This is a genomic window from Pedobacter sp. HMWF019 (genome assembly GCF_003061025.1).
Lineage (GTDB): Bacteria > Bacteroidota > Bacteroidia > Sphingobacteriales > Sphingobacteriaceae > Pedobacter.
Map to the genome: position 1 here is coordinate 56,453 of NZ_QAIL01000024.1, position 26,883 is coordinate 83,335.

17 protein-coding genes are annotated in these 26,883 nt (G+C 40.0%); 3 read left to right on the top strand and 14 right to left on the bottom strand.

The annotated features are described in order from the left end of the window. Positions 1-10: 10 nt before the first annotated feature. Positions 11-3,106 (bottom strand): TonB-dependent receptor, encoded by a 3,096-nt coding sequence (locus DBR11_RS01430; protein WP_108549854.1) that lies wholly within the window; start codon positions 3,104-3,106, stop codon positions 11-13. Positions 3,107-3,324: 218 nt separating this feature from the next. Then, complete coding sequence (locus tag DBR11_RS01435; protein ID WP_108549818.1) at positions 3,325-6,237, bottom strand: triple tyrosine motif-containing protein; 2,913 nt, start codon at positions 6,235-6,237, stop codon at positions 3,325-3,327. A 115-nt stretch (positions 6,238-6,352) separates the two neighbouring features. Here DBR11_RS01435 and DBR11_RS01440 point away from each other — a divergent pair, with 115 nt between their 5' ends. Then, on the top strand, positions 6,353-6,838 hold the full coding sequence (locus tag DBR11_RS01440; protein WP_108549819.1) for a DinB family protein: 486 nt from the start codon (positions 6,353-6,355) through the stop codon (positions 6,836-6,838). A 175-nt stretch (positions 6,839-7,013) separates the two neighbouring features. Here DBR11_RS01440 and DBR11_RS01445 read toward each other — a convergent pair whose 3' ends face one another. The 11 genes from DBR11_RS01445 to DBR11_RS01495 all read right to left on the bottom strand — a co-directional run bounded on the left by DBR11_RS01445 (position 7,014) and on the right by DBR11_RS01495 (position 24,516). Next, positions 7,014-9,308 carry a GH92 family glycosyl hydrolase gene (locus DBR11_RS01445; protein ID WP_108549820.1) on the bottom strand — a complete coding sequence of 765 codons (2,295 nt, stop codon included), beginning with the start codon at positions 9,306-9,308 and terminating at the stop codon, positions 7,014-7,016. Between the two features lie 53 nt (positions 9,309-9,361). Further along, positions 9,362-10,252: an ROK family protein gene (locus tag DBR11_RS01450; protein ID WP_108549821.1), complete on the bottom strand. Its 891-nt coding sequence runs from the start codon at positions 10,250-10,252 to the stop codon at positions 9,362-9,364. Between the two features lie 74 nt (positions 10,253-10,326). Next, on the bottom strand, positions 10,327-11,745 hold the full coding sequence (locus DBR11_RS01455; protein ID WP_108549822.1) for a glycoside hydrolase family 125 protein: 1,419 nt from the start codon (positions 11,743-11,745) through the stop codon (positions 10,327-10,329). 204 nt (positions 11,746-11,949) lie between these two features. Further along, on the bottom strand, positions 11,950-12,960 hold the full coding sequence (locus DBR11_RS01460) for a LacI family DNA-binding transcriptional regulator (protein ID WP_108549823.1): 1,011 nt from the start codon (positions 12,958-12,960) through the stop codon (positions 11,950-11,952). A gap of 119 nt (positions 12,961-13,079) precedes the next feature. Next, a complete protein-coding gene (fucP, locus tag DBR11_RS01465; protein ID WP_108549824.1) occupies positions 13,080-14,309 on the bottom strand; it encodes an L-fucose:H+ symporter permease in 1,230 nt (409 codons plus the stop codon). Positions 14,310-14,319: 10 nt separating this feature from the next. Then, the gene (locus DBR11_RS01470; RefSeq protein WP_108549825.1) at positions 14,320-15,792 is read right to left on the bottom strand and encodes an alpha-L-fucosidase; all 1,473 of its coding nucleotides are present in this window, start codon (positions 15,790-15,792) and stop codon (positions 14,320-14,322) included. 49 nt (positions 15,793-15,841) lie between these two features. Then, the gene (locus DBR11_RS01475; RefSeq protein WP_108549826.1) at positions 15,842-17,002 is read right to left on the bottom strand and encodes a glycoside hydrolase family 76 protein; all 1,161 of its coding nucleotides are present in this window, start codon (positions 17,000-17,002) and stop codon (positions 15,842-15,844) included. 59 nt (positions 17,003-17,061) lie between these two features. Further along, positions 17,062-18,180: a SusE domain-containing protein gene (locus tag DBR11_RS01480; protein WP_108549827.1), complete on the bottom strand. Its 1,119-nt coding sequence runs from the start codon at positions 18,178-18,180 to the stop codon at positions 17,062-17,064. A gap of 18 nt (positions 18,181-18,198) precedes the next feature. Next, complete coding sequence (locus DBR11_RS01485; RefSeq protein ID WP_108549828.1) at positions 18,199-19,812, bottom strand: RagB/SusD family nutrient uptake outer membrane protein; 1,614 nt, start codon at positions 19,810-19,812, stop codon at positions 18,199-18,201. Positions 19,813-19,833: 21 nt separating this feature from the next. Continuing rightward, entirely contained in the window at positions 19,834-23,163 is a 3,330-nt protein-coding gene (locus DBR11_RS01490; RefSeq protein ID WP_108549855.1) for a TonB-dependent receptor, read from the bottom strand. A 204-nt stretch (positions 23,164-23,367) separates the two neighbouring features. Next, positions 23,368-24,516: a FecR family protein gene (locus DBR11_RS01495; protein ID WP_108549829.1), complete on the bottom strand. Its 1,149-nt coding sequence runs from the start codon at positions 24,514-24,516 to the stop codon at positions 23,368-23,370. A 122-nt stretch (positions 24,517-24,638) separates the two neighbouring features. Between DBR11_RS01495 and DBR11_RS01500 the strand changes: the two genes are divergently transcribed. Further along, entirely contained in the window at positions 24,639-25,217 is a 579-nt protein-coding gene (locus DBR11_RS01500) for an RNA polymerase sigma factor (RefSeq protein ID WP_108549830.1), read from the top strand. 25 nt (positions 25,218-25,242) lie between these two features. After that, the gene (locus DBR11_RS01505) at positions 25,243-26,088 is read left to right on the top strand and encodes a GNAT family N-acetyltransferase (RefSeq protein ID WP_108549831.1); all 846 of its coding nucleotides are present in this window, start codon (positions 25,243-25,245) and stop codon (positions 26,086-26,088) included. A 40-nt stretch (positions 26,089-26,128) separates the two neighbouring features. On the opposite strand, the gene DBR11_RS01510 is transcribed toward DBR11_RS01505, so the two are convergent. After that, a complete protein-coding gene (locus DBR11_RS01510) occupies positions 26,129-26,839 on the bottom strand; it encodes a DUF4397 domain-containing protein (protein WP_108549832.1) in 711 nt (236 codons plus the stop codon). Positions 26,840-26,883 lie beyond the last annotated feature (44 nt).

The following is a 26,883-nucleotide window of genomic DNA, read 5'->3' on the forward strand; positions in this document are numbered from 1 at the left end:
ATTATCTTAGTTAAAAAGTAAATGAGATGCCTGCCAATGCTTTTCTCGCAGTTGGATAAGTACCTCTGTCAATTCCAAGACTGTTACCGCCTGCGTTTCCTCCTTCCGGATCTAAGCCTTTGTATTTGGTGAAAGTGAAAAAGTCATCGAGTGAAACATAGATCCTCGCATTTTTAATCTTTAATTTGCTGGAGATAGAATTTGGAAGGGTATAACCGAGTTGTAACTGGCGAATCCGGGCAAAAGACCCATCGAAAACCATTTTATCACTGTTATAAGCTTTAGCATCGGCATTTGCACTAAAGAAATTATTGGTACTGCCATCTCCGGTCCAGCGGTCTGTATAGAAAAATTCTGGTTTATTGGATGTCCTGCGGTCATTCCTTACAAATCCCATTAACACCTGATTTCCTTTGGATCCTTGAATAAAGGTTAAAAAATCAAATCCTTTATAGCTGAAGTTTAACCGAAGCCCGTAAGTAAAGTCTGGAACTGCATCACCGATATAGGTTTGATCAGTATCCGAAATCTGTCCGTCCTTATTCGTGTCTAAAATAACAGGATCTCCTGGTTTAGGTTTATAACCAGTCAGCTTATTTTGGGCAATGTATTGGTCTATTTGTGCCTGGTTCTGGAAAATTCCATCCGTTTTATATCCCCTGAAATACCAGATTGGAAGTCCTGCTTCAAAACGGGTAGCCGTCCATCCTGTACCAACGCCCGCGCCGTCAATAACCGGGTAGAGCGGGTTGGTTCTGGTTACCTTATTTTTGTAAGTACTTAAATTAGCGCCAATTTCATATTTAAAGGCATGATCATTTCCATTATTATAACTGAATTCAAATTCCCAACCCTTGTTTTCTACATCACCACTGTTTACTGTATTTAAAACATTTCCAACAAAATAGGGGTTCGCACCAAACGTCAGTAGATCTTTTGTTGTCTTTTTGTACCAATCTACGGATAGTGTAAAACGGTTGTTCATAAAATTAAAATCTGCCCCAAAGTCAAGTTGCTCACTTTTTTCCCAGGTCAGATCAAAATTGGGTAAATTGGTTGGTGAGGCTCCAAGCACAAAGTTTCCGTTGGCATCTGTATATTTAGAATCCTGCGATATCGAGTTTAAATACTCTCCAATTGCCACATTGGATAAACTTCCGTTTTGACCCCAGCTTGCTCTTAATTTGGCATAATTTATAACACTGGAAACATTTTCAGCAAAAAAGTCCTCTTTGGACAGGATCCAGCCTGCTGATACCGACGGATAAGTACCCCATTTGTGACCAGCTGCAAATAGAGAAGATCCATCTTTTCTAACCGTAGCCGAAATTAAATACCGGTCTTTATAATCATAGTTTAGCCTTCCATAATAAGATACAAGTGTAGAATTATTGTACTGTCCATATATTTTTGCCAATTTATCTGGCGTATCCTGTACAAAATCCGGATAAGCCCACTTATCCTGGTCTTTAAAGATTCCAGAATAGCTTCCGCCAAGATTATTGTACATTTTTTTTAGCGCAGATGTACCGGCCATTACACTAAAATTATGCTCATTAATTCTTTTTGAATAGGTCACAAAGTTTTCCCATTGCCAATTGAAATAATTATTCTGATAGTCTGAACCGTTGGTTATGTTGTTCAATTTTTCACTGGAATACCATGTTTTTGGATTCCATGCATGGTTTCTTACAAAGGCAGCATCAATACCAAAACGGGTAGTGAAAGTTAAACCTTCCAGAGGGGTAACATCGGCAAACATATTCCCAACTACCTTATTTTGTGTAGTTTGAGTATGGGTGGTTTCTATCTGTGCCAGTGGATTTCCATATTCTCCCTGGATAAATCTGGAAATGCCATAGTAATTGCCATTAGCATCCTTTACCAGTGGATTACCTGCATTAATTGCGTTTTGAACATGAGCAGGTAATGCTCCTGTATAGGTAACCGGCGTAATGGGATCAAATGCCATCATACTTCCAATTACAGATCCATATTCGGTATTCTCAGGAATGCCGCGGCTCGTAAAGTTGGAGTAGGACAAGCGTTCCCCCACTTTAAGCCAGGATTTCATTTTATGATCTGAATTTATCCTGAATGTATAACGGTCAAATTTGGCTTTGTCGCCCCCAACAATACCTTGTTGCGTAAAATAGGTTGCTCCAAGTAAATAGGTTGACTTCTCATTTCCGCCGCTAAAGTTTAAAGTATGGTGTTGCTGAGGGGCATTTTTCAAAACCTCTTTCGTCCAGTCTGTCCCTAAGCCTACCGCAGCAACTTCGGCATCAGTAGGTGCATTTTGGCCTGCCTCTTTCATGTATTGCTGGTATTCAGGTGCATTCATCATTTTGGTAAAATTCCTGGCAGACTGCTGGCCCAACTGGAAGGTATAATTTACATCCATGGTGTTTGGCTTCCCCGATTTAGTGGTGATGATCACCACCCCATTGGCGCCTTCTGCACCATATATTGCCGCAGATGCTGCATCTTTTAAAATCTCTAATGAACTGACCTCTGAAGGATCCAAATATTCTATTCCTCCTGCACGTACGCCGTCTACGATATAAAGTGGCTCAGAACTTTTATTGGATCCAGTTCCTCTTACACGAATGCTAAGGGCAGAACCTGGTGCTCCTGAATTGGGAGATACCGTAACTCCTGCCGTTCTGCCTTGTAAGGCCTGGTCAATCCTGCTGGAGGAAACTGTTTTCAATTCTTCTGCTTTAATGGAAGATATAGCTCCGGTAACCAGGCTCCTCTTTTGGGTGCCATAGCCAACCACAACTACCTCGTTAAGTTTGTTGTCTTCTTCTTCCAATACGATTTGTACCGGGCCGCTACCTGTTACAGTAAATGTTTTGGCCTTCATTCCAATCTGGGAAAAGACCAATACTGAATTGTTTCCGGGAACTGTGATTACAAAACCTCCGGTTGCATTAGTACTAACCCCTTTTTGTGTACCCTGTATCTTCACAGAAACCCCGGGAAGCGGATTTCCATCTGAAGCGGTAACTTTTCCCGTCACATTTATTCCCTGGGCATTGGTCAGAAAGGGAACAAGGAGTAAACAGGAAATGAAGAAAATGAGTGTAATTCTTCTTTTCATACGAATTTGATTTAGGTTTATAATTTGGTTTGGCATTCACCAGATTTGGGGATCTGGCTTGATCAAATGTATCATGTACGGAAGGTGAATTGATTTTTTAACCACACTACACCAACCCTACAGTGGGTTCAGAAACCCATTTCTAAAGACATTGTAAGCACTACATGAGCACTACAAACAAAAAACAACCAACTGATTAACAACAGATTAAATCAGAATCATTTTTGATTCGCAATATCCATCAAAAAATCGAAAAGGTTAACTTCGGTTGCCAGTTGTAATTTTTTCCTCAAACGGTACCGGCCCACTTCTACCGCTTTTGGAGTAATGTTCATCAGTTGAGCAATCTCTTTGGTGGAGAGGTTCATCTTGAGGTATGCGCAAAGTTTGAGTTCATTTGGGGTAAGATCGGGAAAAAGGTCTTTCAGCTTCCCGAAAAAATCATCATTCACATTATTAAAATGAAGCGTAAACTGTTCCCTGTCCTGATCGCCCTTCTCTACATCCCTGATGAGCCGCAACAGGTGCCGGAAGCTTTGTGAATTGTCTGGAACATCATGCTTTTTAACCAGCATAGAAATTACATCTTTGATTCTGGACAGGACTTTACCCCGCTCGACCAGGTGCATGGTCATCGCAGCAAGTTCTCTGTTCTTAAAATTCATGTCAGCTTCTAGTTTTTCATTTTTCAGATCAGCAATTTGCTTCTCATTACGATCCGTTTCCAACTGGTGTAGATAACTGAGTTTTTCCTGAGCTTTTTTATGTTTTATTTTCTGCCATTTGAACAAGAGATATATCCCTACAATTGCAACCATCAAATAAAGGAGATAGGCCCAAATGCTCCTGTACCAGGCTGGTTGTATCACAAACCGATAGGCTGATGCCTCAGATTCACTGCCCAGGTTATTTCTGGATTTAATCTTAAAAGTATAATTTCCAGGAGGAAGATTGGTATAGTCCTTTTCACTTTTTGCGTTCCATTCTGACCAGGATTTGTCGAATCCTGCCAATTGATAACTGAATTCAATATTGTTCTGTTGCTCAAATAATGTAGAGGAATATTCAAAATGCAGGGAATTGTGTTCATGAGAAAGTTGCAGTACGTGCTTACTGTTCTGCTGTCGGGTAACCTGATCTCCATTCATAAAATAACCGCCAAAAAGGATACTGTCTTTCTTTCCAAAAAGCTTTACTACTCCAAGAAGAATGTTTGGTTTGAATGTATTTTCTTTATACTTTTTATAATTGATATGAAATGCGCCTTTGCTTGCCCCTATAAATATGTTCTCTTCATTTAAAGGATAAATGGACTCAAAACCACCCACTACTTTTTCATTAAGCTCTGGCAGATAAATAATATTAAAAGGCTTGGATGCTGAAGCCTGACTAAAGTCAACAATCCCAACCCGTTTGTTGGAAACAAACCATACATTTCCTTGATTATCTTCTTTAAGGTATTGAATCTGAATATTTTTCAAAGCGCCATTAAATAAGGGAGAGGGTTTAAAGGAGTCATTTTTTGGATCATATTCATAGAGTCCCTTTTCAGTGGAAATTATCCTTCGGTTTTTGATCCGGTACAAATAATTATGTAAAGTAGAAGGCAAGCCATCCTGCTTCCCGTAAATACGGCTGTTCAGGATCCGGCTGTAATCTGGGGCTATTTTTAGTTTATAAATCCCCCTGTTGGGATGAGATACCCATGCGGTGTTTTCTTCGGCATCAAAATCCAGAAACCTGAAGGAATCTGTATAACCGGGCAGCTGTCCTTTATTCTCAAATTTTCCTTCGTTAAAACTTAAATGCAGCAATCCAAAATAATTTCCTGCAAGTATATCCTTAGCTGGATAAACCCAGGAAACCGGTTGAAACAACCAGGTTCCGGCGGAGGTGATCTTCCTGGCTTTGACCCCTTCTATAAGAAAAATACCATCCTCATGTCCCATCAATAACTGACCATTAATTTCCTGAAGTCCCCACACCTGGCCTTTAGCATTTGTTACTTCATAAAATGCTCGTTTTGACAAACTGATGTCTTTCTGATCAGGATCAACTTTTGATGCATAGAGACCATTAGAGGTTCCAACATATAATACGTCTTTGAATAGGTTAATCGCATAGCCGGTTGCTTGTTTATTTTTATCCGGGAATACCGTTTTAATTGCACTATTGATACCAATAAGATCTATACCATCATCAAGTGCAACCCAAAGGCTTTTGTTTTGATCGATCAGTAATCCCCTGATGTTGTCCTTCTGAAGTCCTTCTTCATAGGAGTATTTCTGGATCATCTTTCCGTTCTTGTTAATGATCAAAATCCCGGTAGAAGTACTTCCAAAGGCATACCATTCGGAATTGACCTGGGTAGCACAATAAATCCGGTCATTATGGAACAGATGGTCTACTTCTGTTACAAATGGAGTAAGTGCCTTCGAAGACATTTTAAATAACCCTGTTTTCAATGTGGTAACCAGTAAAGTATCCCTGCGAAAAGGGAGAATCGAGGTGATCTCCGCATGGTCCAATTCGGGAGGGTTATATAAGGGCTGCCAGATGCCGTTCTTATAGATCATCAGTCCTTTCCCTTTTACTTGTGCATAGACTTCCTTATTTCCGGTTCCTAAGAATTCCCATTGTGTTTCTGGTTTGTAAATGCGGATGCGGTTATCTTTAAAATGCAGGATCTTACTCAATGAGCGAAAGAATACTTCGTCTCCCCGGATAACAATATTCCAGATGTCTGCAAATTTCCGCTCCTTTTCCGGGATCAAATGCATTAAAGAATGGTACGTGAGCACACCATTTTCGTTCGGAAAAAAATAGCCGGCTTCATCTTGTCCTCCAACAAAAATTCTGTTTTTCGCATCGATCTTTACCGAGCGGACCACGGTAAAGTTTGGCAAATGGTAAATATTCCAGAAACGTCCATTGAAGGTAAGCAGACCATCATTATTACCGAAATAAAGAATTCCATTTTGATCCTGGGCTACATCCCAGTTCTGAATTCCTCCTTTGTATTGTCCATAGCTATAGTTTACAATTTGCGGGAGTGCCAGTGGTGCCTGTGCCAGGGCTAAAGAACTTATAAATAAGAGTATAAGAAACAGAAGGTTCTTCTTTTGATTCATAACGAGCATGGATAAGCGTTGTCTTAAAATTCCAAGACGGAGGGTCAAGTTAATACTTTCTAAAAGAATAACCCCATCTCTGAAAACTAAAATTTCTGCTTTATGTTATTTCATCATGAACGAGGAACAAAAGAAGTCATTACTGATAAAAGAGCTTTATGATTTGCTTTCCAAAGGGAATGCTCACGTCACATTTGAAGAGGCGGTTAAAGATATTTCTTTAGATAAGCTGAGGTTAACCCCTGAAAACCTGCCTTACAATATCTTTCAGCTGGCCGAACATATTCGAATAGCACAATGGGATATTGTTGAATTTTGTATCAACCCGCATCATGTCTCTCCAAAATGGCCAGAGGGCTACTGGATAAGCGGTGATTATACAATTTCCAGACAGGCCTGGGATCATATTTTACAGCAAATTAAGCAAGACCGGGAAAGATTCATTCAGTTTCTGAAAGCAACAGACAATGATCTTTTCGAACCTCTCTCACATGGTACCGGGCAGAGTCTTTTTAGAGAAGCTTTATTGATTGCAGACCATACAGCGTACCACACCGGGGAAATCATCCTCATCAGGAGATTGTTGAAGATCTGGAATTGAACTGTAAGTACCTCTAAAAAAATCAGGAGGCCTTTTTGGGCCTCCTGATACAATTCAAACATAAACACTACACTAAAATTCTGATTACTTGGCTGCAATTAGTTGAAAAATTGCTCCAGTTTATTGGTCCATTTTAGCGAATTCATCAGCTCAATTGGCATTAAGCGTTTGAATTTTATTTTTTAGCCTTTTCAGTGGAAAAGGAATAAGGGAAATCTGCAGGGTCTGATCCTCTTTGTTTATTTGGAACAGCAGACATATTAAAGTTCAGCACGCCTCCATTTTGCAAACCGGAATGGCTGATCCAGTTTTTTGAATAGGGTTTTCCATTAATCTGCAGAGACTGTACGTACCGGTTTTCCTCACTGTTACCTGGCGCATTAATGGTTACTGTTTTACCATTTTCAAGCTTTAGGGTTATCTTCTTAAACAGAGGCGCACCAAGTGCATACTGATCTACTGCAGGCGTAACCGGGTAAAATCCTAAGGCAGAAAAAACGTACCAGGCAGAAGTCTGGCCATTGTCTTCATCGCCACAATAACCGTCTGGGGTTGCTTTATACATTCTGTTCATGGTTTCTCTCGCCCAATATTGTGTTTTCCAGGGAGCTCCACCATAATTGTACAGATAGATCATATGTTGGATCGGTTGGTTTCCATGTGCATATTGCCCCATATTTGCGATCTGCATCTCTCTGATCTCATGAATAACGCCACCGTAGGCACTCTCATCAAAGATTGGAGGCAGGCTAAATACAGAGTCTAGTTTCTGAACAAATTTCTCACTTCCTCCCATCAGTTTAGACAGACCGGCAATGTCATGAAAAACAGACCAGGTATAATGCCAGCTATTGCCTTCTGTAAAAGCACCACCCCATTTAAATGGACTGAATGGCGACTGGAAAGTACCATCTTGATTTTTTCCACGCATTAAACCTGTAGAAGGATCAAAGAGATTCTTATAGTTCATACTTCTTTTGGCATAAATTCCAATCTCACTTTCCGGTTTACCCAAGGCGCGTCCAAGTTGATAAATAGCAAAATCATCGTAAGCATATTCCAACGTTTTAGCCGCGTTTTCGGTGATTTTCACATCATAGGGAACATAACCCAGTTTGTTATAATATTCAACACCATTACGTCCAACAGCCTCCATAGGACCTTCATTACTGGCACCATGGGTTACTGCATCCCATAAAGTATTAATGTCATAACCGCGCATTCCTTTGATATAGGCATCACTCACCACAGAAGCTGAATTGTTTCCGACCATAATATTAGCATAACCCGGGCTGCTCCATTCTGGCAACCAGCCGCCTTCTTTAAAGTCGTTAACCAGTCCTTCCTGCATTTCTTTATTAATGGACGGATACATTAGGTTCAGGAAAGGGTATAATGCCCGGAAAGTATCCCAGAAACCGGTACCTGCAAACATATAACCTGGCAGGATTTTCCCATTATAAGGACTCCAGTGTACAATTTTATTGTTGGCGTCAATCTCATATAGTTTGTTTGGAAAGAACAAAGTACGGTACAAACTCGAGTAGAATGTGCGTGCCTGATCAATCGTTCCACCTTCTACACTAATACGGCCCAATGTTTTGTTCCATACATTTTTAGCTTTTTGCTTGGTGGCGTCAAATGTATCATTAGCCAATTCTCTTTTTAAACTGATTTCAGCCTGTTCAAAGCTGATAAAAGAAGAAGCTACTTTTGCAACAACCTGTTCACCTTTAGCTGTTTTAAAACCAATCACTGCACCACTGTGATCACTCTCCAGCTCCAAACCATCTTTAAGGGTTTTATCACTCCAGGTTTTGGATAAAGTAAAATCTTTATTAAAATAGATGACAAAATAATTTTTGAAGTTTTTAGGCAGTGGTCCCCTGGCATATTTTGTAGAATAACCAATGATCTTTCTTTCTTTAGGGATAATTTTAATATAAGAACCTTTATTTAAAGCATCTACAACAACAAATGCACTATCCGTTTTTGGGAAAGTAAATCTGAACTGGGCTGCACGTTCTGTCGGTGTGATTTCAGTGGTTACATCTGCATCAGCCAGGTATACACTATAATAATAGGGTTTTGCAATTTCGGCTTTATGTCCAAACCAGCTGGCACGGTCATCCTCCTTAAATTTCAGACTTCCGGTAACCGGCATAATAGCGAATTGTCCATAGTCATTCATCCAGGGTGATGGCTGATGGGTCTGTTTAAATCCTCTGATCTTATCTGCATCATAGGTATAAGCCCATCCATCTCCCATTTTTCCTGTTTGAGGGGTCCAGAAATTCATTCCCCATGGAACTGCAACTGCGGGGTAGGTATTTCCGTTGGACAGATCAGGTTTGGATTGTGTTCCCATTAAAGGGTTCACCAATTCTACAGGGTCAGATAGATTAACCCCCTGCTGAGCAAAAGTACAGGTGGTACCCAAAACAAGCAGGGCACTAAAAATTCTTTTCATCATGGTTTCTCTGTTTGTGTTGTTTATAGATATTAATTTTATTGTGGTTCATTTTATGTCGTATTTCCTATCTCTGCTAAAGTACTCCAGCAACTTGCTGCTCCAATTAAAGAAGCATCTTCTTTCAACTCTGCAATCCTGATTTCTGTTGTTACTCCATTTTCATCCAGCTTCTGTTGCACATAAGGCATAAAACACAAATGTGCATTGGAAATATTTCCGCCTAGAACAATTGCCTCCCAGGGGTTTTCCTGAACCAGGCAGATAATAAACTGTGCAAGGTTATGGCCAAATTCCTCAAATATCTGCTGTACAGGTTGTTCCTGACATTCAGAAAGATTGAGTTCTTTAACCCCTCCGATAACTTTTCCAGTCAACTGAAAATACCGGCTGGTAAACCATCTGGTTGATAAATAATCTTCTGCAATCCCCTCTTTAAATTTCGCATTCCATAATGCCGCATCTTCTGCAATACCGTCTTTACAAAAAGCAGATCCAAGCCCGGTTCCCAATGTCAAACCTGCAACCCGTTCGAAATGACGAGCAGCGCCGCCATAAACTTCTCCCTGTAAAAAACCAGCTGCATCATTAATGAACCTAATGCATTCGGGCTCTATTTCCAGCCTGCCTGCCAGTTCATTTTTAATATTTATCTGATACAGGGTTTTGAATTTGTCCTGATCTTTGATCAGCGAGATTCCTTTTTCATAATCAAAAGGTCCTGGCATTGCAATTCCGATCAGTTTCTTTTCATTACCCAGAGCAATGAAGGATTCTTTAATCACCTGACACCAATTGTCCAGGATCACGCCCGCTGCGTCATCAGAATTTACATGTATGCGTTGCCGCGACTCCGGAAGAAGTGTTCCGGTTGTTAAGTTTACCAGGGCTGCTGTAATGTGAGAGCCACCTATATCAACACCTAATACAATAGGTTTCTTCATTTGAATTATATTATTATCTGTTTTTGTGAGTTATTTTTTATCCGGCTAAAGCATTCCTGCGTTCATTGAATAGGTTATGCTTTTAGAATATCAGGCATTTCATGATACGTTTTCCACAACAGCTCTCCAAACAATGTATTTGACCAGGCAAACCATGCTCTGGTAAAATTGGAAGGGTCATCTTTGTGAAAAGACTCATGCATAAAGCCTTTACCGGCATGTGTTTTTTGCAGGGTCTGAATACACTTTTTAATTTCTTCTTTATCTGTAGAGGTCAAAGCCCTCATTGTAATACTCATAGGCCATATCATATCCTGACCTACGTGAGGACCTCCAATGCCTTCTGCAGCCGTACCTTTGAAATAGAAGGGATTGTCTGAAGAGAGTACAAATTTTCTTGTATTCTGGTAGATTGGGTCACTAAGATCTACTGATCCCAAATAGGGTAAGGCCAGTAAGCTGGGTACGTTTGCATCATCCATCAGATAGGTATTGCCAAATCCATCTACTTCAAATGCATAGATCTTTCCATATTTCGGATGGTTTACGATCGCATATTTCTGAATAGCTGCATCTACTTCCTCGGCCAGACTTAACAGTTCTGCAGAAAGCGTCGCATCGTTAAAAATGGCCTGAACCATTTCTCCAGCTTGTTTCAAAGAACTTACGGCAAAGAAGTTTGAAGGAATCAGGAAAGGAAATATCGTCGCATCATCACTCGGCCTGAAGGCAGAACAGATCAGTCCAACAGGATTAACTGGGAACCCATAACCCGCCATAGGCTGCGTATCTGTAGGTTTCTCTGTTACTCTTCTGAAATGATATGGGCCATGGCCTGTTTTTCGCTGTTGTTCTTTAAAGGTTTTTAAAATAGCCTCGATTCCTTTTTTCCAATTGTCTGTAAAAGGCTGCTTATCGCCTGTTTTTTTCCAATAATGGAAAGACAAACGGATGGGATAGCATAGGGAATCTATTTCCCATTTTCTCTCATGTATGCCAGGAAGCATGGTGGTTTCATCTGTTTTCCACTCTCCTACTTTTTCAGGATCTCCATAAAAAGCATTCGCATATGGATCTTTAAGGATGCACTTTGTTTGATGAGCGATTACTCCGGCAATTAATTTCTTTAAAGCCAGATCTTCGTTAACAAACTGCAAATAAGGCCAAACCTGTGCAGAGCTGTCTCTTAACCACATGGCATCGATATCGCCGGTGATGACATAAGTATCCGGCTTTCCATTATCTTCTTTATAATATACAGTCGTATCCAGGGTATTTGGAAAGCAATTTTCAAAAAGCCAGTTCAATTCTGGATTTTTAACTTTAGACTGAAAGGTTTTAATGGCGGCATCTACCGCCTTGCTTTGGAAATGTCTTTTTCCCGGGGCTACTCTAACTACAGGAAATTCGGGCGCTGCAGCAAAAGAAACTTTTGATGCGAGCAAACCTGCACCAAGAACGCCGGTGTTTCTAATAAATGTTCTCCTTTTCATAACTTGAAATATTGCATTATGGTCATCAAAATGGCCATTGGTTTATATTTGGTTGTTGATTTAGACGTTATTATTATACAATTATGATTTGAGTGATTACTACACTAAAACGTTTTACTAATATGAGGAATAATATTTTTATTTTACAACTCTGCAGAAAAATTATTTTCAGCAGGTGTAACATTTAACATACATTTTGGCTTGCTATCGTACAATCAATTCACCTGACAAGATCACCCGTTCCGTTTCCAGCACTTCCTTTGATGACAGTTGCATTAAAATCAAGCTGATGATCCGCTCTGCAATTTCTTCCAGAGGCTGACCTAGGGCTGAAATCTGAGGTGTATGCAATTTGAACACATCTCCATCGTCATAAGCAATTACAGAAAAGTTGGCATCAACTACTTTACCCATCTCTTTAAGAGCTGTAAGGCCACTAATGGCCAGATAATTTGTCGCAAACAACACGGCATCAATCTCGGTGTACTGTTTAAACAGCTCCTTTAGCTGCGCTATAGTTGCTTCTTTTTCCTGCCCAAATGGCACTTTTAAAACAAATGCTTCATTTTGAGTCCCGTTATAGTCAAGAATAGCCTGTTTGTAACCATCGTAACGATTAACAATTTGTTCAACATCAAGGTCAATGGTAACCAGCGCGATATTTCTTTTCTTAAGTTTCAGGAAGTGCTCAGTTGCCTTATAAGAAGCTTCGAAATGGTCTATACCTACATAGCTCACGTCCAGAGAAGGAAGAAAACGATCAAAAAGGACTACTGGTTTATGCTCATCTAACAAACCTTGAATATCCTGTTCCGTGCCCAGTGCAGGAGAAATGATGTAGGCGTCAACCTGCCTTGACTTAAAAAGGTTGATCAGCTCTTTCATCTTTCCGGGATGATTCTCTGTACTGGAATAAATGATCTTATAATCCTTCTTATAGGCTTTATCCTCTATTAATCTGGCTATCGCGGAAAAAAATGGATTTGAAATGTCCTCTACAATCAGACCTATAATCTTGGAACTGCCTGTTCGCAAACTACGGGCCACCTGATTGGGCTTAAAACCATCATCCTTAATGATTTTCTCCACTCTTTCGATGACAGCTGTACTGATGTTCTTTTCTACTGCCTTACCATTCAGGATAAAAGAAACTGTTGTGATGGATACATTTGCTTTTTTAGCTATATCTTTTATCGAAAGCGCTTTGGTTGTCATATGTTTATCTTCTATACAGCAAATCTATAAAATATTATTTCTTAATTTAATGTATTAACTCTTAAACAGAGGCAACATTTTCAATACAGCTTAAATTACTTTCGTTTCATCTTAATGCCCTAGGGGTGGACTTTATAAAACCGGTAGCCAAACAGGAAGATAACCATATAACAAAGGATAGGAAGATAATAAGCATGTTCAATGCCATAGCTATCCGCTGCTTTTCCCATAATAAAAGGAAAGAAGGCCCCACCAACCACGCCCATAGAGATAAAAGAGGAGGCTTGCTGTGTATGTGCACCCAGGTTCTTGATACCCAGACTGAAAATGGTGGGAAACATAATGCTAAAGAAGAAGTTGATCATCAACAAAGCCAGGTAAGAGGTCCATCCCAAACCCTGAGCAACAATAATGCACATCAGAATATTGGCCGCTGCATAAGTTGCAAGAAGTTTATTAGGCGCAATTATTTTCATTAAAAATGTTCCTATAAAGCGACCGCCCAGCATCATACCCATAAACAACACCATATAATTAGCAGCCTTTTCATCACTAAAGCCCATCTTTTCATGCCCGTAATTGATAAAAAAAGCCCAGGTACCAGCTTGGGCTGCGACATTAAAGAACTGAGCAATCACGGCCCATACAAAATGTCTATGCCTAAAAAGCGGCTTGTTTGGCGCAACATCTACATTAACAGCCCCCTCGTCTTTTACCGACGCATGCGGATCTATAGTCTGAGGGACTTTAACAAAGGAAAAGGATACTGCAATGATTGCTATAACAACTCCAATGGCCACATATAAAAGTTTAACAGAGGTAAGGTCGGTACTTCCGGGAGTGTTGTGCCGCAGCAAGAAATAAGACCCGACATAAGGTCCAAGCATCGCACCAACAGCGTTGAAAGATTGAGCAAAATTAATCCGCTGATCACTTGTGCGCTGATCACCCAATGAGGCCACAAAGGGGTGGGCTACGGTTTCCAGTGTAGACAGGCCGCAGCCCAAAATAAACAAAGCAATTCCAAAAAAACCAAACGAAGAGGTATAGGCCGCGGGAACAAATAAGAAAGCCCCTCCTGCAAAGAGCGACAAACCAAGCAGTACACCACTTTTATACCCGAAACGTTTCATAAATAAACCTGCAGGCACCCCCATTACAAAATAAGCACCAAAAACCGCAAACTGGACAAATGCAGACTGGGATTTTGTTAAATTTAAAACATGCTGAAAGTGCTTGTTCAGAACATCAGCCATCGTAATGGCAATGCCCCAAAGCATAAATAAAGAGGTAACAAATACAAGTGTAACCAGATACTTTTTTTCAGTAAACAAGGGTTTTTGGTTCATGGATTAGGGTCTAATTTATATTGGTTAGTTTAAGGGTGTAAGCATATTTTACAGGCAGCTCCTGACGCGATACTACTGGAAACTGCAGCTCGATATCTCCTTTAACCTTTTTCCATTTAATCGATTTAGCAAAACCCAAGAGAGAAATATCGGTATTATTTTGCACTTGTACATCTTTCAATAAAAATTTTCCTTCAGGTAGTTTTGGAAGAATCGCATACAGATCATTTCTCTTCCTGGTAAAAAAAACTTCTTTAACAGCGTATCCCGGGTCTGGGTCTACAGTCTGCTTGAGAATATAGTTACCGCTCTCACCGCCTTCTTTTTTTGCTGCCCAGTCTGTCCTTCCTTTGGACCATTGGAAATGATTCTTCCAGCTTCGTGTGCCATAGATAGCTTCCCCATTTACTTTCATCCAGGCCCCGATTTCCTGAAGTCTTTCTTGCATAACCGGCGGGATTTTACCATCTGCCTGCGGGCCAATATCAAGTAATAAATTTCCGCCATTGCTTACAATATTTACCAGCATCAACACTAATGTTTGTGCCGTATTGTAATCCTGGATATCTTCATTCCGGTTATATCCAAAGGAGAACCCTATGCCCCTGCATTCTTCCCAAGGTTTATTTGCTTTAAAATCAGCAGCATATTCTGTAGTATAATAACCTCCGTGTTTTTTACGGGTATCCTTTCCCCAGCGATCGTTTACGATGATTTTATCTCCAACCGGGGATTCATTGTACAGCCAGGCCAAGAACTCTTCCGATCTCCATTCTTTATCGGAACGTTCCCATTCTCCATCTGTCCAAAGTATGTCTGGTTTGTACCGGGTCACAAGGTCTTTAACCTGGGGAAAATAATGCTGTTCCACAAATTTATCTTTATCCTTTAGCCATAATGGATTATACCACTCGAATAAGGAATAGTAAAACCCTAGTTTCAGATCTGTTTTACGGATAGCAGCAGCAAATTCGCCGGCCAGGTCTCTTTTGGCTCCGCTCTCCATACTATTCCAGGGTCTTGAATAAGCAATGGAAGCTTCTTTACTGGGCCATAAGGCATATCCGTCATGATGCTTAGAAGTGAGCACCACATATTTGGCACCTGATGACTCAATAAGCTTAGCCCACTGGTCTGGCTGATAATCCAGTGCTTTGAACTGCTCTCCAAAATTATAGTAGGAAAAATCTTTACCAAAAGTCTTATTGTGGTACTCATTAACTGCTTTATCATTCTGTTTGAGCCAGTACTGATACCACTCTGAATACATACCTTTTGGTGCCCAGGCCGGCACTGAATAAGGCCCCCAATGTATAAAGATCCCAAATTTCGCGTCTTCAAACCAGGATGGAAGTGGTCGGCTATCCAAAGAAACCCAATTGGGCTCATATTTTTTAGACTGTCCTGTGGCCCACAATGAAATCGTAAATAATAAAAAAACAGTAAGTAAGCTCCCTGGAAATATAAAAGGTGATTTATTCATGTGTTCTGGTTATCTGCAAATTATAATTCTGATAGATCCTTGCGATCAATTAATCAGTATACCCTTCTTTTTTAAGCAGAGCCATTGCTTCCATAAGCATCGCACCACTTAACTCAGCGCGTAAGGCCGCTTTCCCTCCAATTGGTGCTGCCCACCAATGATAACCAAATAAAACCACAGGAGTTTTAGCGGTACCTGTTGTCCATAAAATCTGGCCACTATTTTTCAGAAAATTGATATATCTCTTCCTGGTCATGTCAGGCACATCTTTGGTCCTGATCAGTTGAGTAAAGTACCTTACAAAAATTCCTTTAAAAAGGTTCACATCATGATCCTCCTGTTCTGCCCAATCACTCAGCACTTTGTTGTTCGAATTTACCAGTGTACTTGTGGCCCAGTCTGCGCTTTTAATTGCGTCATTAAGATAAACCTTATTGCCTGTGATTTTATAGTACTCTACTGCTGCACCTATAAAAGTACCAACATCGTAGGTAAAGTCCCCTTTAGTATCATTCAGCTGTTCATACACCCTGCCTGATTGCTGGACCACACAGTTTTCCTTCATCCAATTATAGATTTTAGAAAGCCATTCCAGGTCATTATGCCCGTTAATCACTTCGGCCGCACCGTACTTCTGCCAGCGGCGGGCAGCTATAATTGCCGCCGGTCCATTTGATGGCATTCCTTTACTTTTTCCCGCCGTCGTGTTCTCATGATTCCAGGGGATTCCTCCACCATCAGCATCATTCCAGCCAGCAGTTATCCATTGCCATAAGTCTTTAGATGATGCTTCATAGCGAACATCTCCGGTAGCCTCCAGTGCCCGCAAATGGGCCATTCCATGCCAACCCATATCATCATAATAATTATTATAGAAACTGCCCCCGTTTTTAGCTTTCACTCCCTCATAAAAATCATAAATACGTTGCTTATACATGTCATTTTTTGTTCTTTGGTAAGCATCAACCAGCACATCCAATCCATGCGCTTCAGGCCAGTAATCATTCCTGACAGTCGTCCCCAGATTATCATTATTAAAATGATGGCCCGTAGTATTCCAATAAATACTGGCCAAAGTATTACTGCCGCTATCGGCAGCAGTAATCCAATTGACAGCATATTTTGCACTCCTATCTATATATTCGTCTTTTATTTTCGAGCAAGCGCTAAATATTAGCGCTATACTCATTACCAACAACATTTTCTTCATTTGTATATTTTTTACAGTTGACCTTGTCATTAACTTAATCTTTGTCTTTTCCTTAGTCTTTAATAGACAATTTCGTGTGTATAATTTGCTATCTCTGCACTAAAAGAAACAATTACATCACACTTCTGTATCGTTCGGTTAGGAAATTTGAAAGAGTAATTCCATTGATTATTTTCGCCAGGATAGAAAAACAGGTTGAAATACGAACCTGTTTTTACAGCAGGAGGTTGATTGTCTAAATTGCTGGAACCAACTTTTTGCTCTACCCCTGCAATTGTCATACGGAAGAAATACCTGTCATCACCAAAGCCACCCGAAGTAAAATCTGGTACCATATCACTAACTTTCCATATTCCTTTTCCCTGATAAGTTAAGGTTGTTCTTTTCTGTGGTGTACACATAAAGAAATCTAGTTTAGTAATTTCCTGCAGTGAAACCGTTCCGGCATTAAAATCTAAATTGATCCTGTATATTCCGTCCTTTGCTACTGTTGCTCCATCTGCATTCTCCTTAAAAGTACTTCCTGTATTATCTACAGAGAAAGTTCTGGTCACATTCGTTTTTGAGTCAACAAACTTATAGCTTTTTCCTCCAAGCAATTTCGTGTAAATTTCAAAGGTATCTCCTCCAGACATTGATTTCACTGTTAATGCCTGAGCCAACTGAGCTCCACCTTCTGTTCCTTCTCCAGTCAGGTATAAGGAAGCAGGAGCCTCGATGCCAGTTAACCTGGTGATTTTCAAAGAACGAATCTGCTTGGAAATTACTTTTGAAATTCCTCTGGAAGCTACAATAGTCCACTTAATCGTTCCTTCTTCACCCGATCCAATTCCTGCAAACTTTCCTATTCTATCCAATATTTTGTGGGTTATACTTGCTCCCCTGCCTATTCCGTTATTATCTGCAGGAACTGTATAAATGGGTTTTGAGAAGTCACCATTTTCTTTATCAAAAAGAACATCATAATAAACCACCCCATTATCCATGGCTACAGACTTCTCCCATTCAAAATACACTGTTCCAGTTGGGGTTAACAATATCTTTTTAGCCTCATCCGGTGAGTAAAATGTAGTTACTTCAGTTACTTGAACATCCTTAAATTCTTTATCTTTTTTACAGCCAAAAAGAGATAAGAGTATAGTTAAACAGCAGGCTGCTGACAATATATATGTTTTCATTTTGCTTCTTGTTAATAGTTAATATCCTGGATTCTGTTTTAAATTTGGATTGAGCAGAAGTTCTTTTCTTGGAACTGCCCACAGATAATCACGGTTTCGACTAAAGTTTCCGGCGGGAAGCTTTATATAATCATACGTTCCGCTGGATTTATCAAATTTAGCCCCTCGAATGGGTTGCGTCAGGACGATCTCAGCTGTTTTCCAACGTCGAATATCAAATGCTCTCAAACCTTCCAGTGCCAGTTCACAACGACGTTCATTTCTAATAACCTCCCGTAAATCCGTCTGACCAATTGCTGGCAGATCCATAGCTTCAGTGGTATTGTCAAAACCAGCCCTTTCTCTAAGTTTTCTAATGGTTTGATTCCAAATTGTACTATTCATCCCTCCCAGTTCATTTTTTGCCTCAGCATACATCAGTAATACATCCGCATAACGTATTAATGGAAGGTTCAGATTGGAATCCCAGCTGCCACCCGTGTAAGCTGCAGGACTTGGATCAGCAAATTTCCGGTAATAATATCCAGTAGAACTACCAGCAGAACCATTGGTATATTTATCTAATGTTTTACTATCGGGATTAATCTCTATAGTATAAGTATTTCCAGATCTGTCCCGCCATTTAGATCCGTCATACACAATCGTTGCGCCCATCCGCGGATCACGATTGGCATAATCCGGATCACTTGATGTCCATTTTTTACCATTTTTCATTAGATAGCTATCCACTAATCCTTGAGTTGGTGCTGCATTATTCAAACGTGCATTCGCAGACATGGGCACATAATCTACAAGATTTCCCCAGGTTCTAAGATCTGGTACGTATTGAAGGCTTAAGATGATTTCACTATTGTATTCATTTTTTACCCAGAATAGCTCTTCATAATTAGAGAATAAACTATATGTACCATAAGCTGAACTATTAATCAGCTTATCACAATATTCTGCCACTTTTGCCCAATTGTTCTCATACAAATAAGCACGGGCATTCAAAGCAACGGCAGCACCTCTGGTTATTCTGCCATTATCTGCTGCAGGGTATTCCGAACTGCTTGGCAAAATAGCTGCGACTTCATCCAGTTCTTTATGGATCCATTCCATAATCTCGGCATGAGGCTTACGTGTTATTGTTTTGGCCTGCTCGGGTGTAATATCCACTGTAAAGTGAGGCACATCACCATACCAGGTGGTGAGCTCAAGATAAAGTGATGCCCTGATAAACCGGATTTCAGCCTTCCTTTTTTCCTTAACACTATTACTCATCGCTGTTACCCGGTCCACATTAGCCAAGAATGTATGGCAGGTTTTGATTCCGCCATAACAGGCTCCCCATTCACTTTCGAACCGACCGTTAGAAGCATCTGCAAGTCCGGTAGCAATTATTTTTTCATTGGATGCTCCATACCCATTATAAACATTATCACTCAATATTTCATTGGTGATAAAATAATCACTGGTAAACATTTGCCGGTAAGCCATATTCAAAACAGAATTGGCTTTATCTTCTGATGTCCAGTAAGTTTCATCAGTAAATTTATTTGTTGGCGTTACATCCAGCTTTACGCAGCTGGAAATGAATAGGCCCGCCGCCAGTAATGTAAGATGAGCATATATTTTAAATTTCCTTGTCATGATTCCTTTATATATTGTTCATTAAAACTCTACATTAAAACCACCGCCTATATATTTCAGCAGGGGATAATTGCGTGCACTGTTTGCACCACTCGCATTCATGTTCCCGCCAAACTCGGTAGATTCCGGATCCACGAAAGAATTCTTACTGAAAGTAAGCAGGTTCTGTCCATCGACAAATACACGCAGCTTACTCATTCCAATTCTTTTTGTCAGAGTTTTAGGGAGCGTATATCCAATCTGAATATTTTTCAGACGTATATATCTTCCATCGAAAATATTAAAGTCAGATCCTTTGCCATAGTTATTAACTGTAGAGGCATTACCTTGAGGGGTAAGTCTTGGCCATTTGGCATCAGGGTTTGCCGGGGTCCAGTAATCGAGCTGATGTTCAAACATGACGAAAGAATAACCACTGTGAAATGGCTCTATGGTCTCTCCTCTTAGCGCCATATCGCGTTTACCAACCCCTTGCCATAACATGTTCAGATCAAATCCTTTCCATTGAACATCATAGCTGAACCCAAAAGTAAGACGTGGAAAAGCATTGCCCAGTACATACCTGTCGTTGTCGTCAATAACCCCATCTCCATTCCGGTCTTTATATTTTACATCTCCAGGCTGAGGTAATATACCGACAGGAAGCGCGGAGTTCCTGATGTCATCTTCATTTTTGAATAAACCATCTGTTTTATAACCATAATAGCTATATAATGGTAGTCCAACACGAATGATACGTTCAATCTCATCTGATTTACTGATTTGCTCATACCCTTCGAATTTGGTCACCTTATTCCAGGAATCTCCAACATTGAACCCAAATGACTGACGTACTCCGTTAAGGTTTAAATTATAATTCAAGCTAAATTCCCATCCCTGATTCGCCATTTCACCCAAATTGGCTTTAGGAACAGCACCACCTAAAGTAAGTGGAGTCTGAGGTGTAAGCAAGATATCTTTAGTTGTCTTATGAAAGTAATCAAAAGTAGCTGTTAAGCTTCCTTTTAGAAAAGTTGCATCTGCTCCTATATTGAATGATGAAGAGGTTTCCCATTTTAGGTCAGGATTACCGAAGGTATACCCTGTACCTGGCACCGCAACGTTGTTGAATCCATATTGGTTCTGGTAAATATCATAGGTAGTGAAGGTTTGATAATCATCAATATTTTGATTACCCAGGATTCCATAAGAACCACGAATCTTCAAATCACCAATCTTATTTTTCCAGAACTCAAAAAATTTCTCTTGGGTAATACGCCATCCTAATGATAAGGAAGGAAAAAATCCCCAGCGGTTATCTTTCAAAAACTTAGAGGAGCCATCATAACGGAAATTTCCTTCAGCATAATACTTGTCTGCAAAAGAGTAGCTGGCACGTCCAAAATAAGAATAAATACTCCTCTCTACGGTACCTCCAGGCGAATTATAGCTAGCTGTTTCATCAATTTTAGTTCCTTCAATTGGAATACCCAGAACCGGATCTACAAAGTTCCTCGCTATTTCAATACGGCGTTGCCTGTAAGACTCATTGGAGAAACCAGCCAACACTGAAACCTGATGCGATTTCCCGAAAGTCTTGTTGTAATCAAGCATTGCCTGTGTGTTCAACAGGGTAGCTTTGCCGGTATAATCATCTATGCTATAGTTCTTTGAGCTGTTTTCATTTACAGGACTATCTCCCCCCATCCAATTGTATATGGGCCAATAAAACCGTCTGATCAAACGTGATTCAGGACGAAGATCAAAACCAACTAATCCTTTTGCCTTTAACCCATCAATAATTTGAAATTCGGCATTCAGACTTCCCTGAAAATGATCATTGTTGGTATTTGTATATCCGCCATGTTCTAATGAAGCGAGTGGATTTCCGCCAGTCAGAACGTCATTATTATAATATCTTCCATTTGCATCTTTCAGAATATAGGTATTGTATACCGGAATACGTGAAGCATCTGCAATCAAAAATCCCGTGTCGCCCTGATACGCTTTACCATCACTCCTGTCGTACCACAATATGGTGGTTAATTTGAGTCTCCCAATATCAGTAGTGAGGTTAGAGCGGAAGTTATAACGTTTTAGTCCAAAATCGGGCCCTTTAAAATTACTTTCCTGGTCATAATAACCTAAGGAAATCATATAAGCAGTATTCGAAGATCCCCCCTGCACACTCAGGTTATAGTTTTGCTGTAGTGCATTTTTTAAAATACCATCCAGGAAATACTGACTGTCACCTGTTGCGAACTGACTGATTTGCGCTGAAGAATAAATTGGTTTTTCTCCTACATTGATATAGGAATCATTACGCAGCAAAGCATTCTGATATCCTTTTAGAGGCTTAACTAATATCTTGGGATCCTGGGCTCCTATAATTGCTCCAAATTTAACCTGCGGCTTCATGCCCAGTTTGCCCTTTTTAGTGGTGATCAATATAACACCGTTTGCAGAACGTGAGCCATAAATAGCAGAACTTCCGGCATCCTTTAATATAGATATGTTTTCAATATCATTAGGATTCAGATTGTTCATATTACCAATATCATCGCTAATTACGCCATCAATAACCAACAATGGCGCGTTATTACCCATAGTACTCACGCCTCTCAGATTGATATTCATTGTATTATCATTAGGATTCATACTTCTCTGTTGAATAACCAAGCTTGGAGATGTTCCCTGCAGGGCCTGTGTAAGATTTCCAACAGGACGATCTTCTACCTGACTTGCCTTAATCTGGTCAATAGCCCCTGTAACACTCGAACGTTTCTGGGTTCCGTACCCAACCACGACCACCTGTTCCAGTTGCTGTAAATCGACACTCATTGTAACATCAATACTGGTCCTACCATCCACTTTGATCTCCTGGGTTGTATATCCGAGATAACTAAATACCAGCGTCCCATTATCAGGAACTTTAACACGATAGGATCCATCTGTACCTGTCATCATTCCGGTTACTGTCCCCTTTAACTTTACAGTTACCCCAGGAAGAGGCATATTTTTTTCATCCACCACCCTACCCATCACAGTAACGATTTCATGAACCATTACTGTGGGCTCGGAACGTCTTTTGACTACAACGGTATTCCTGTTGATGATATAGGTTAAAGGCTGAAGATCAAAGATCTTCTTCAACGCCTGGTCTAAGCTCATTTCTTCGATAGAGATACTTACAGGATTGGCCTCCTTCAACATTTTGGTATTGTAAAGGAAACTAAATCCGGTTTGCTTTTGAATGTCTTTCAAAACCACGCTCAGCGTAGCGTTTTTCTTGTGCAGGCTAACATTCTGAGCATAACCTGAAGCAAATACCTGAGTAAAGCATGCGACCAGTAAAATAGTAGTTAATTTCATAACCAGCAATAATTTTAATGGGATACAAGATTGCATCCTGCATTTAAACAGAGAGTAAAAATTCATACATTTGAATATTTGGGTTAAATCAGTAATAAGATGTGCTGTCTTTTTATAAAACGGTTTTTAGCCTGAAAACTCCGGGGGCGCGCCAACGCTTCCGGTTTTTCTTTTTTAAGCACCAACCGTATCCTTGGGTAAATTCTAAGGCATAACGATGATCCTCCTTCCTTCAATTTTAAAATGAATGGTTCCGGTCAATTCCAGCATTTTCAATACTTCAGAAACGTCTTCGTACCTGGAAATCGATCCCGCAAAATTCTTATCAGAAAGATTACCCTTATACTCTACATCTACATCGTACCAGCGGGAAATCCGGCGCATAATTGTCTCTATATCTTCATCTGCAAATAAGAATTTCCCATTCTTCCATGCAATAGCCTCTGCAATATTTACATCTTCAACACCCAGCATACCAGAAGATTTTTTTAAACTCGCTTGCTGCCCGGGTCTGATCGTCGCTGTTTGCAATGCATTAGATACCTTTACCGATCCCTCCAGCAAAGTGGTATTAATACTTTCTTCATCATCATAAGCCATGATATTAAAATGCGTTCCCAACACTCGAACTTCCATATCTCTGACATGAACCTTAAAAGGCATTTCTTTATTTTTAGCAACCTCGAAATAAGCCTCACCGTTAAGCTCTACACTTCTTTCTTTTCCGGAGAACTGGGTTGGAAAACGAAGTGACGAGGCAGAATTCAACCATACTACAGTTCCATCTGGTAACTTCAACTGGTATTGCCCTCCTCTTGGTACAGCAATTTTGTTAAATAAAGGCGCAGAGCCAGAAGGGCCGTTTGCGGCATACACCAGCAAGCCTTTGCTCTCATTCAAAATCGATGTATTGCCTTGTTTAATCGTTTTACTAATTGAACTGCTGTCTAAGGCCACCACAGAACCATCAGCCAGAGTTAAGACCGCTTTATTTCCTCCCGGCACAACAGAATTGCCTGATTTTAAATGATGATGTGCTAGTCCTTGCTGAGAGGAATTTGTTGACCGGGAAAGAAAAATCAAACCTGCAGAAACGCACAACAGCAATACTGCTGCAGTTAACCACCTTTTTACCAGACCAATCTGATGTGATTTATGAACTCTAATATTGTTCAGCAATTTTTGCCTGATCTGATCCCTCATTTCTACCTGAGCGCCCATCATTTCTGCATTCCAGGGGCCATCGATCAATTCGAACTCATCCTGATAGGCTTTAATATCTGCTTCTTCTTCCGGACTACTTGTTCCAGACAGAAACTTTTCATATAAAAGAAGGTACTCCTCTTTTGTCATACTTGGCTAGTTTATACTCGGTTATAGATAGAGAGACAATTTTTCAGAGGCACACACATAAATTATTAATATTTAATTTTTAATGTCTAGTTTTATTAACCAAATTATACCTGATCAACTAAATGTTTACAACCAAATCCAATGACTCAGAACTCTGGCTGGCCATTACGAAAAGTGATTTAAAGGCCTTCAATGTTCTTTTCGACAGATACTGGTCGAGTATTTATACCACAGCATTTAGTTATCTTAAAGATCCTGAAGCCAGTTCTGAGATTACACATGATATTTTTCTCAACATCTGGAATAAAAGGTCTGAACTGGACATTCAATCCTTCAAAGGTTATTTAACAGCGTCTGCTCGTTATCACGTTTATAAAAGGAAGAAGACAATCAAGTCGATCAACATCCAGTATATAGAAGACTATGAAAGTCTTGAAGCTGCATCAGTTCAAAACTCAGGGGACGAAAAAGTAAGTTATATGGAACTTGAAGATAAAGTTGATTCCTTTTTAAATGAGCTGCCTAGCCGGTGTAGGGAAATCTTTATTCTTAGCCGGAAAGAGCATTTATCCAACGATGAAATTGCACAGCGCTTATGTATTTCCAAGCGCACTGTGGAAAACCAATTGACCAGTGCATTGAAATACCTTCGGATGTCCCTTCGGAACATTGGCATTATCCTGATTATCCTACACCTCTAACACACCTACCAATACTTCTATACAAATGATAGAATTCAGAACTCTCAAAGATCAAAGCGTTGCACAGCTAGCGGAGATTTTCAACTATGCTTTTTCAGATTACGTAATTAAATTCCATTTAACTGAAGAAGTTCTCGGCCAAAAAATAGAGGCAGAGAACATCAGTCTAAAACACTCGGTTGGTACATTTGATGGGAACAGACTTGTCGGTTTTATCCTCCTGGGTTTAGATACCATTTCAGGAAATAAGACGGCTTATAATGCCGGAACGGGAGTAGTCCCTGGCTATAGAGGGCAAAAAGTTCCCCAGCAGATGTACCAGTTCATTCTGCCTTTTTTAAAATCAGAAGGCTATTTACACCATCAGCTTGAAGTCATTAAAGGAAATGAGAAGGCGATAAAAAGCTATCAAAATACAGGCTTCTCGATCAGCAGAAAATTTGACTGCTATAAAGGGGCCATAACGACAAAATCCTTAAACCAAATAGAAGTCTGCAATTTATTACAGCCCGACTGGGCATTGCTGGAAACATTTACAGATGTCCTTCCTTCCTGGCAAAATTCCGCAGCTGCCATCCAAAGGGCTTCAACCCCTCATATCATAGCCGGTGCCTATGCAGATTCGCAATTGATCGGTTTTGGCATTATGGATCCTGTAACTGGAAGGATAAAACAATTTGGGGTCAGAAAAGAATACCGTAGAAAAGGTGCAGGTACCGCTTTGTTTCATTTTCTCCATTCAAAAAGTGATACAGGATCTGTTAATTTTATCAATTACGATCAAGAAGATCGGCAGGCATCTATATTCTTTAAAAAAATTGGTCTGGAAAAAACGATAGAACAGTATGAAATGAAAATGGCATATACTTAGGTATATGCCATTTCAGCAATTATTTAACGTTAAGCCGGGATTATTTATTCGTGATCACTTTTCCGCCGAATGCCCTTCCATCGGTACCCGGAATGACAAGTCCTGTAGCAATCACCGTGTAATATTTTCCTTTAGCAATATCCATGCTGGCCAGACTAAATTTTGCATCAGCAGCGCCTTTGTCTTTGATAGAAAATTCATAAGCCTTTGGATCAATTTCTACAAAAGCACTAACAGCTTTATAGGCCTTATCCCCAACAATTGTCGCTCCTCCTTTTATCGCCAGATCTAAAGGACCGGCATCAGGTGATAAGTTAATAAACCTGATAAAAGCTTTTTCGGTGGTTTTACTTAAATCATCTGTATTGAGCAAATAATCAAGTTTATCTCCTTTATCAATCAGGAATAATGTATACACTTGGTTTCTGGCTATAGAGATTTTTTTGGTGATGATACTTTCAGTATTCGACGCTGTTGTAAATTTCGCATTATAATCGCCTGCATTTAAAGGAAAATAGGCTACAGAACCTTCAAAAGGCAACGCGCTTGTTCCATTTGCTTTAGCATCATTGAGGTAAAAATTATAAGTTGCAGAAGTTGGCGAAGTGTTCACCACAGATAAATAGGCAACGTCTGGACTAACCGGAGCTTCATCTTTCTTGCAGGATTGAAAGCCCAGCATGCCAAGCATTAACAATGTGGAGGCGATAAAGTGTTTCTTAGCTGATTTCGTAAAAAATGTCATCTTCATATAAGTGTTTTAAGTATATAACCTTTAAAACGGAGATGAAATTG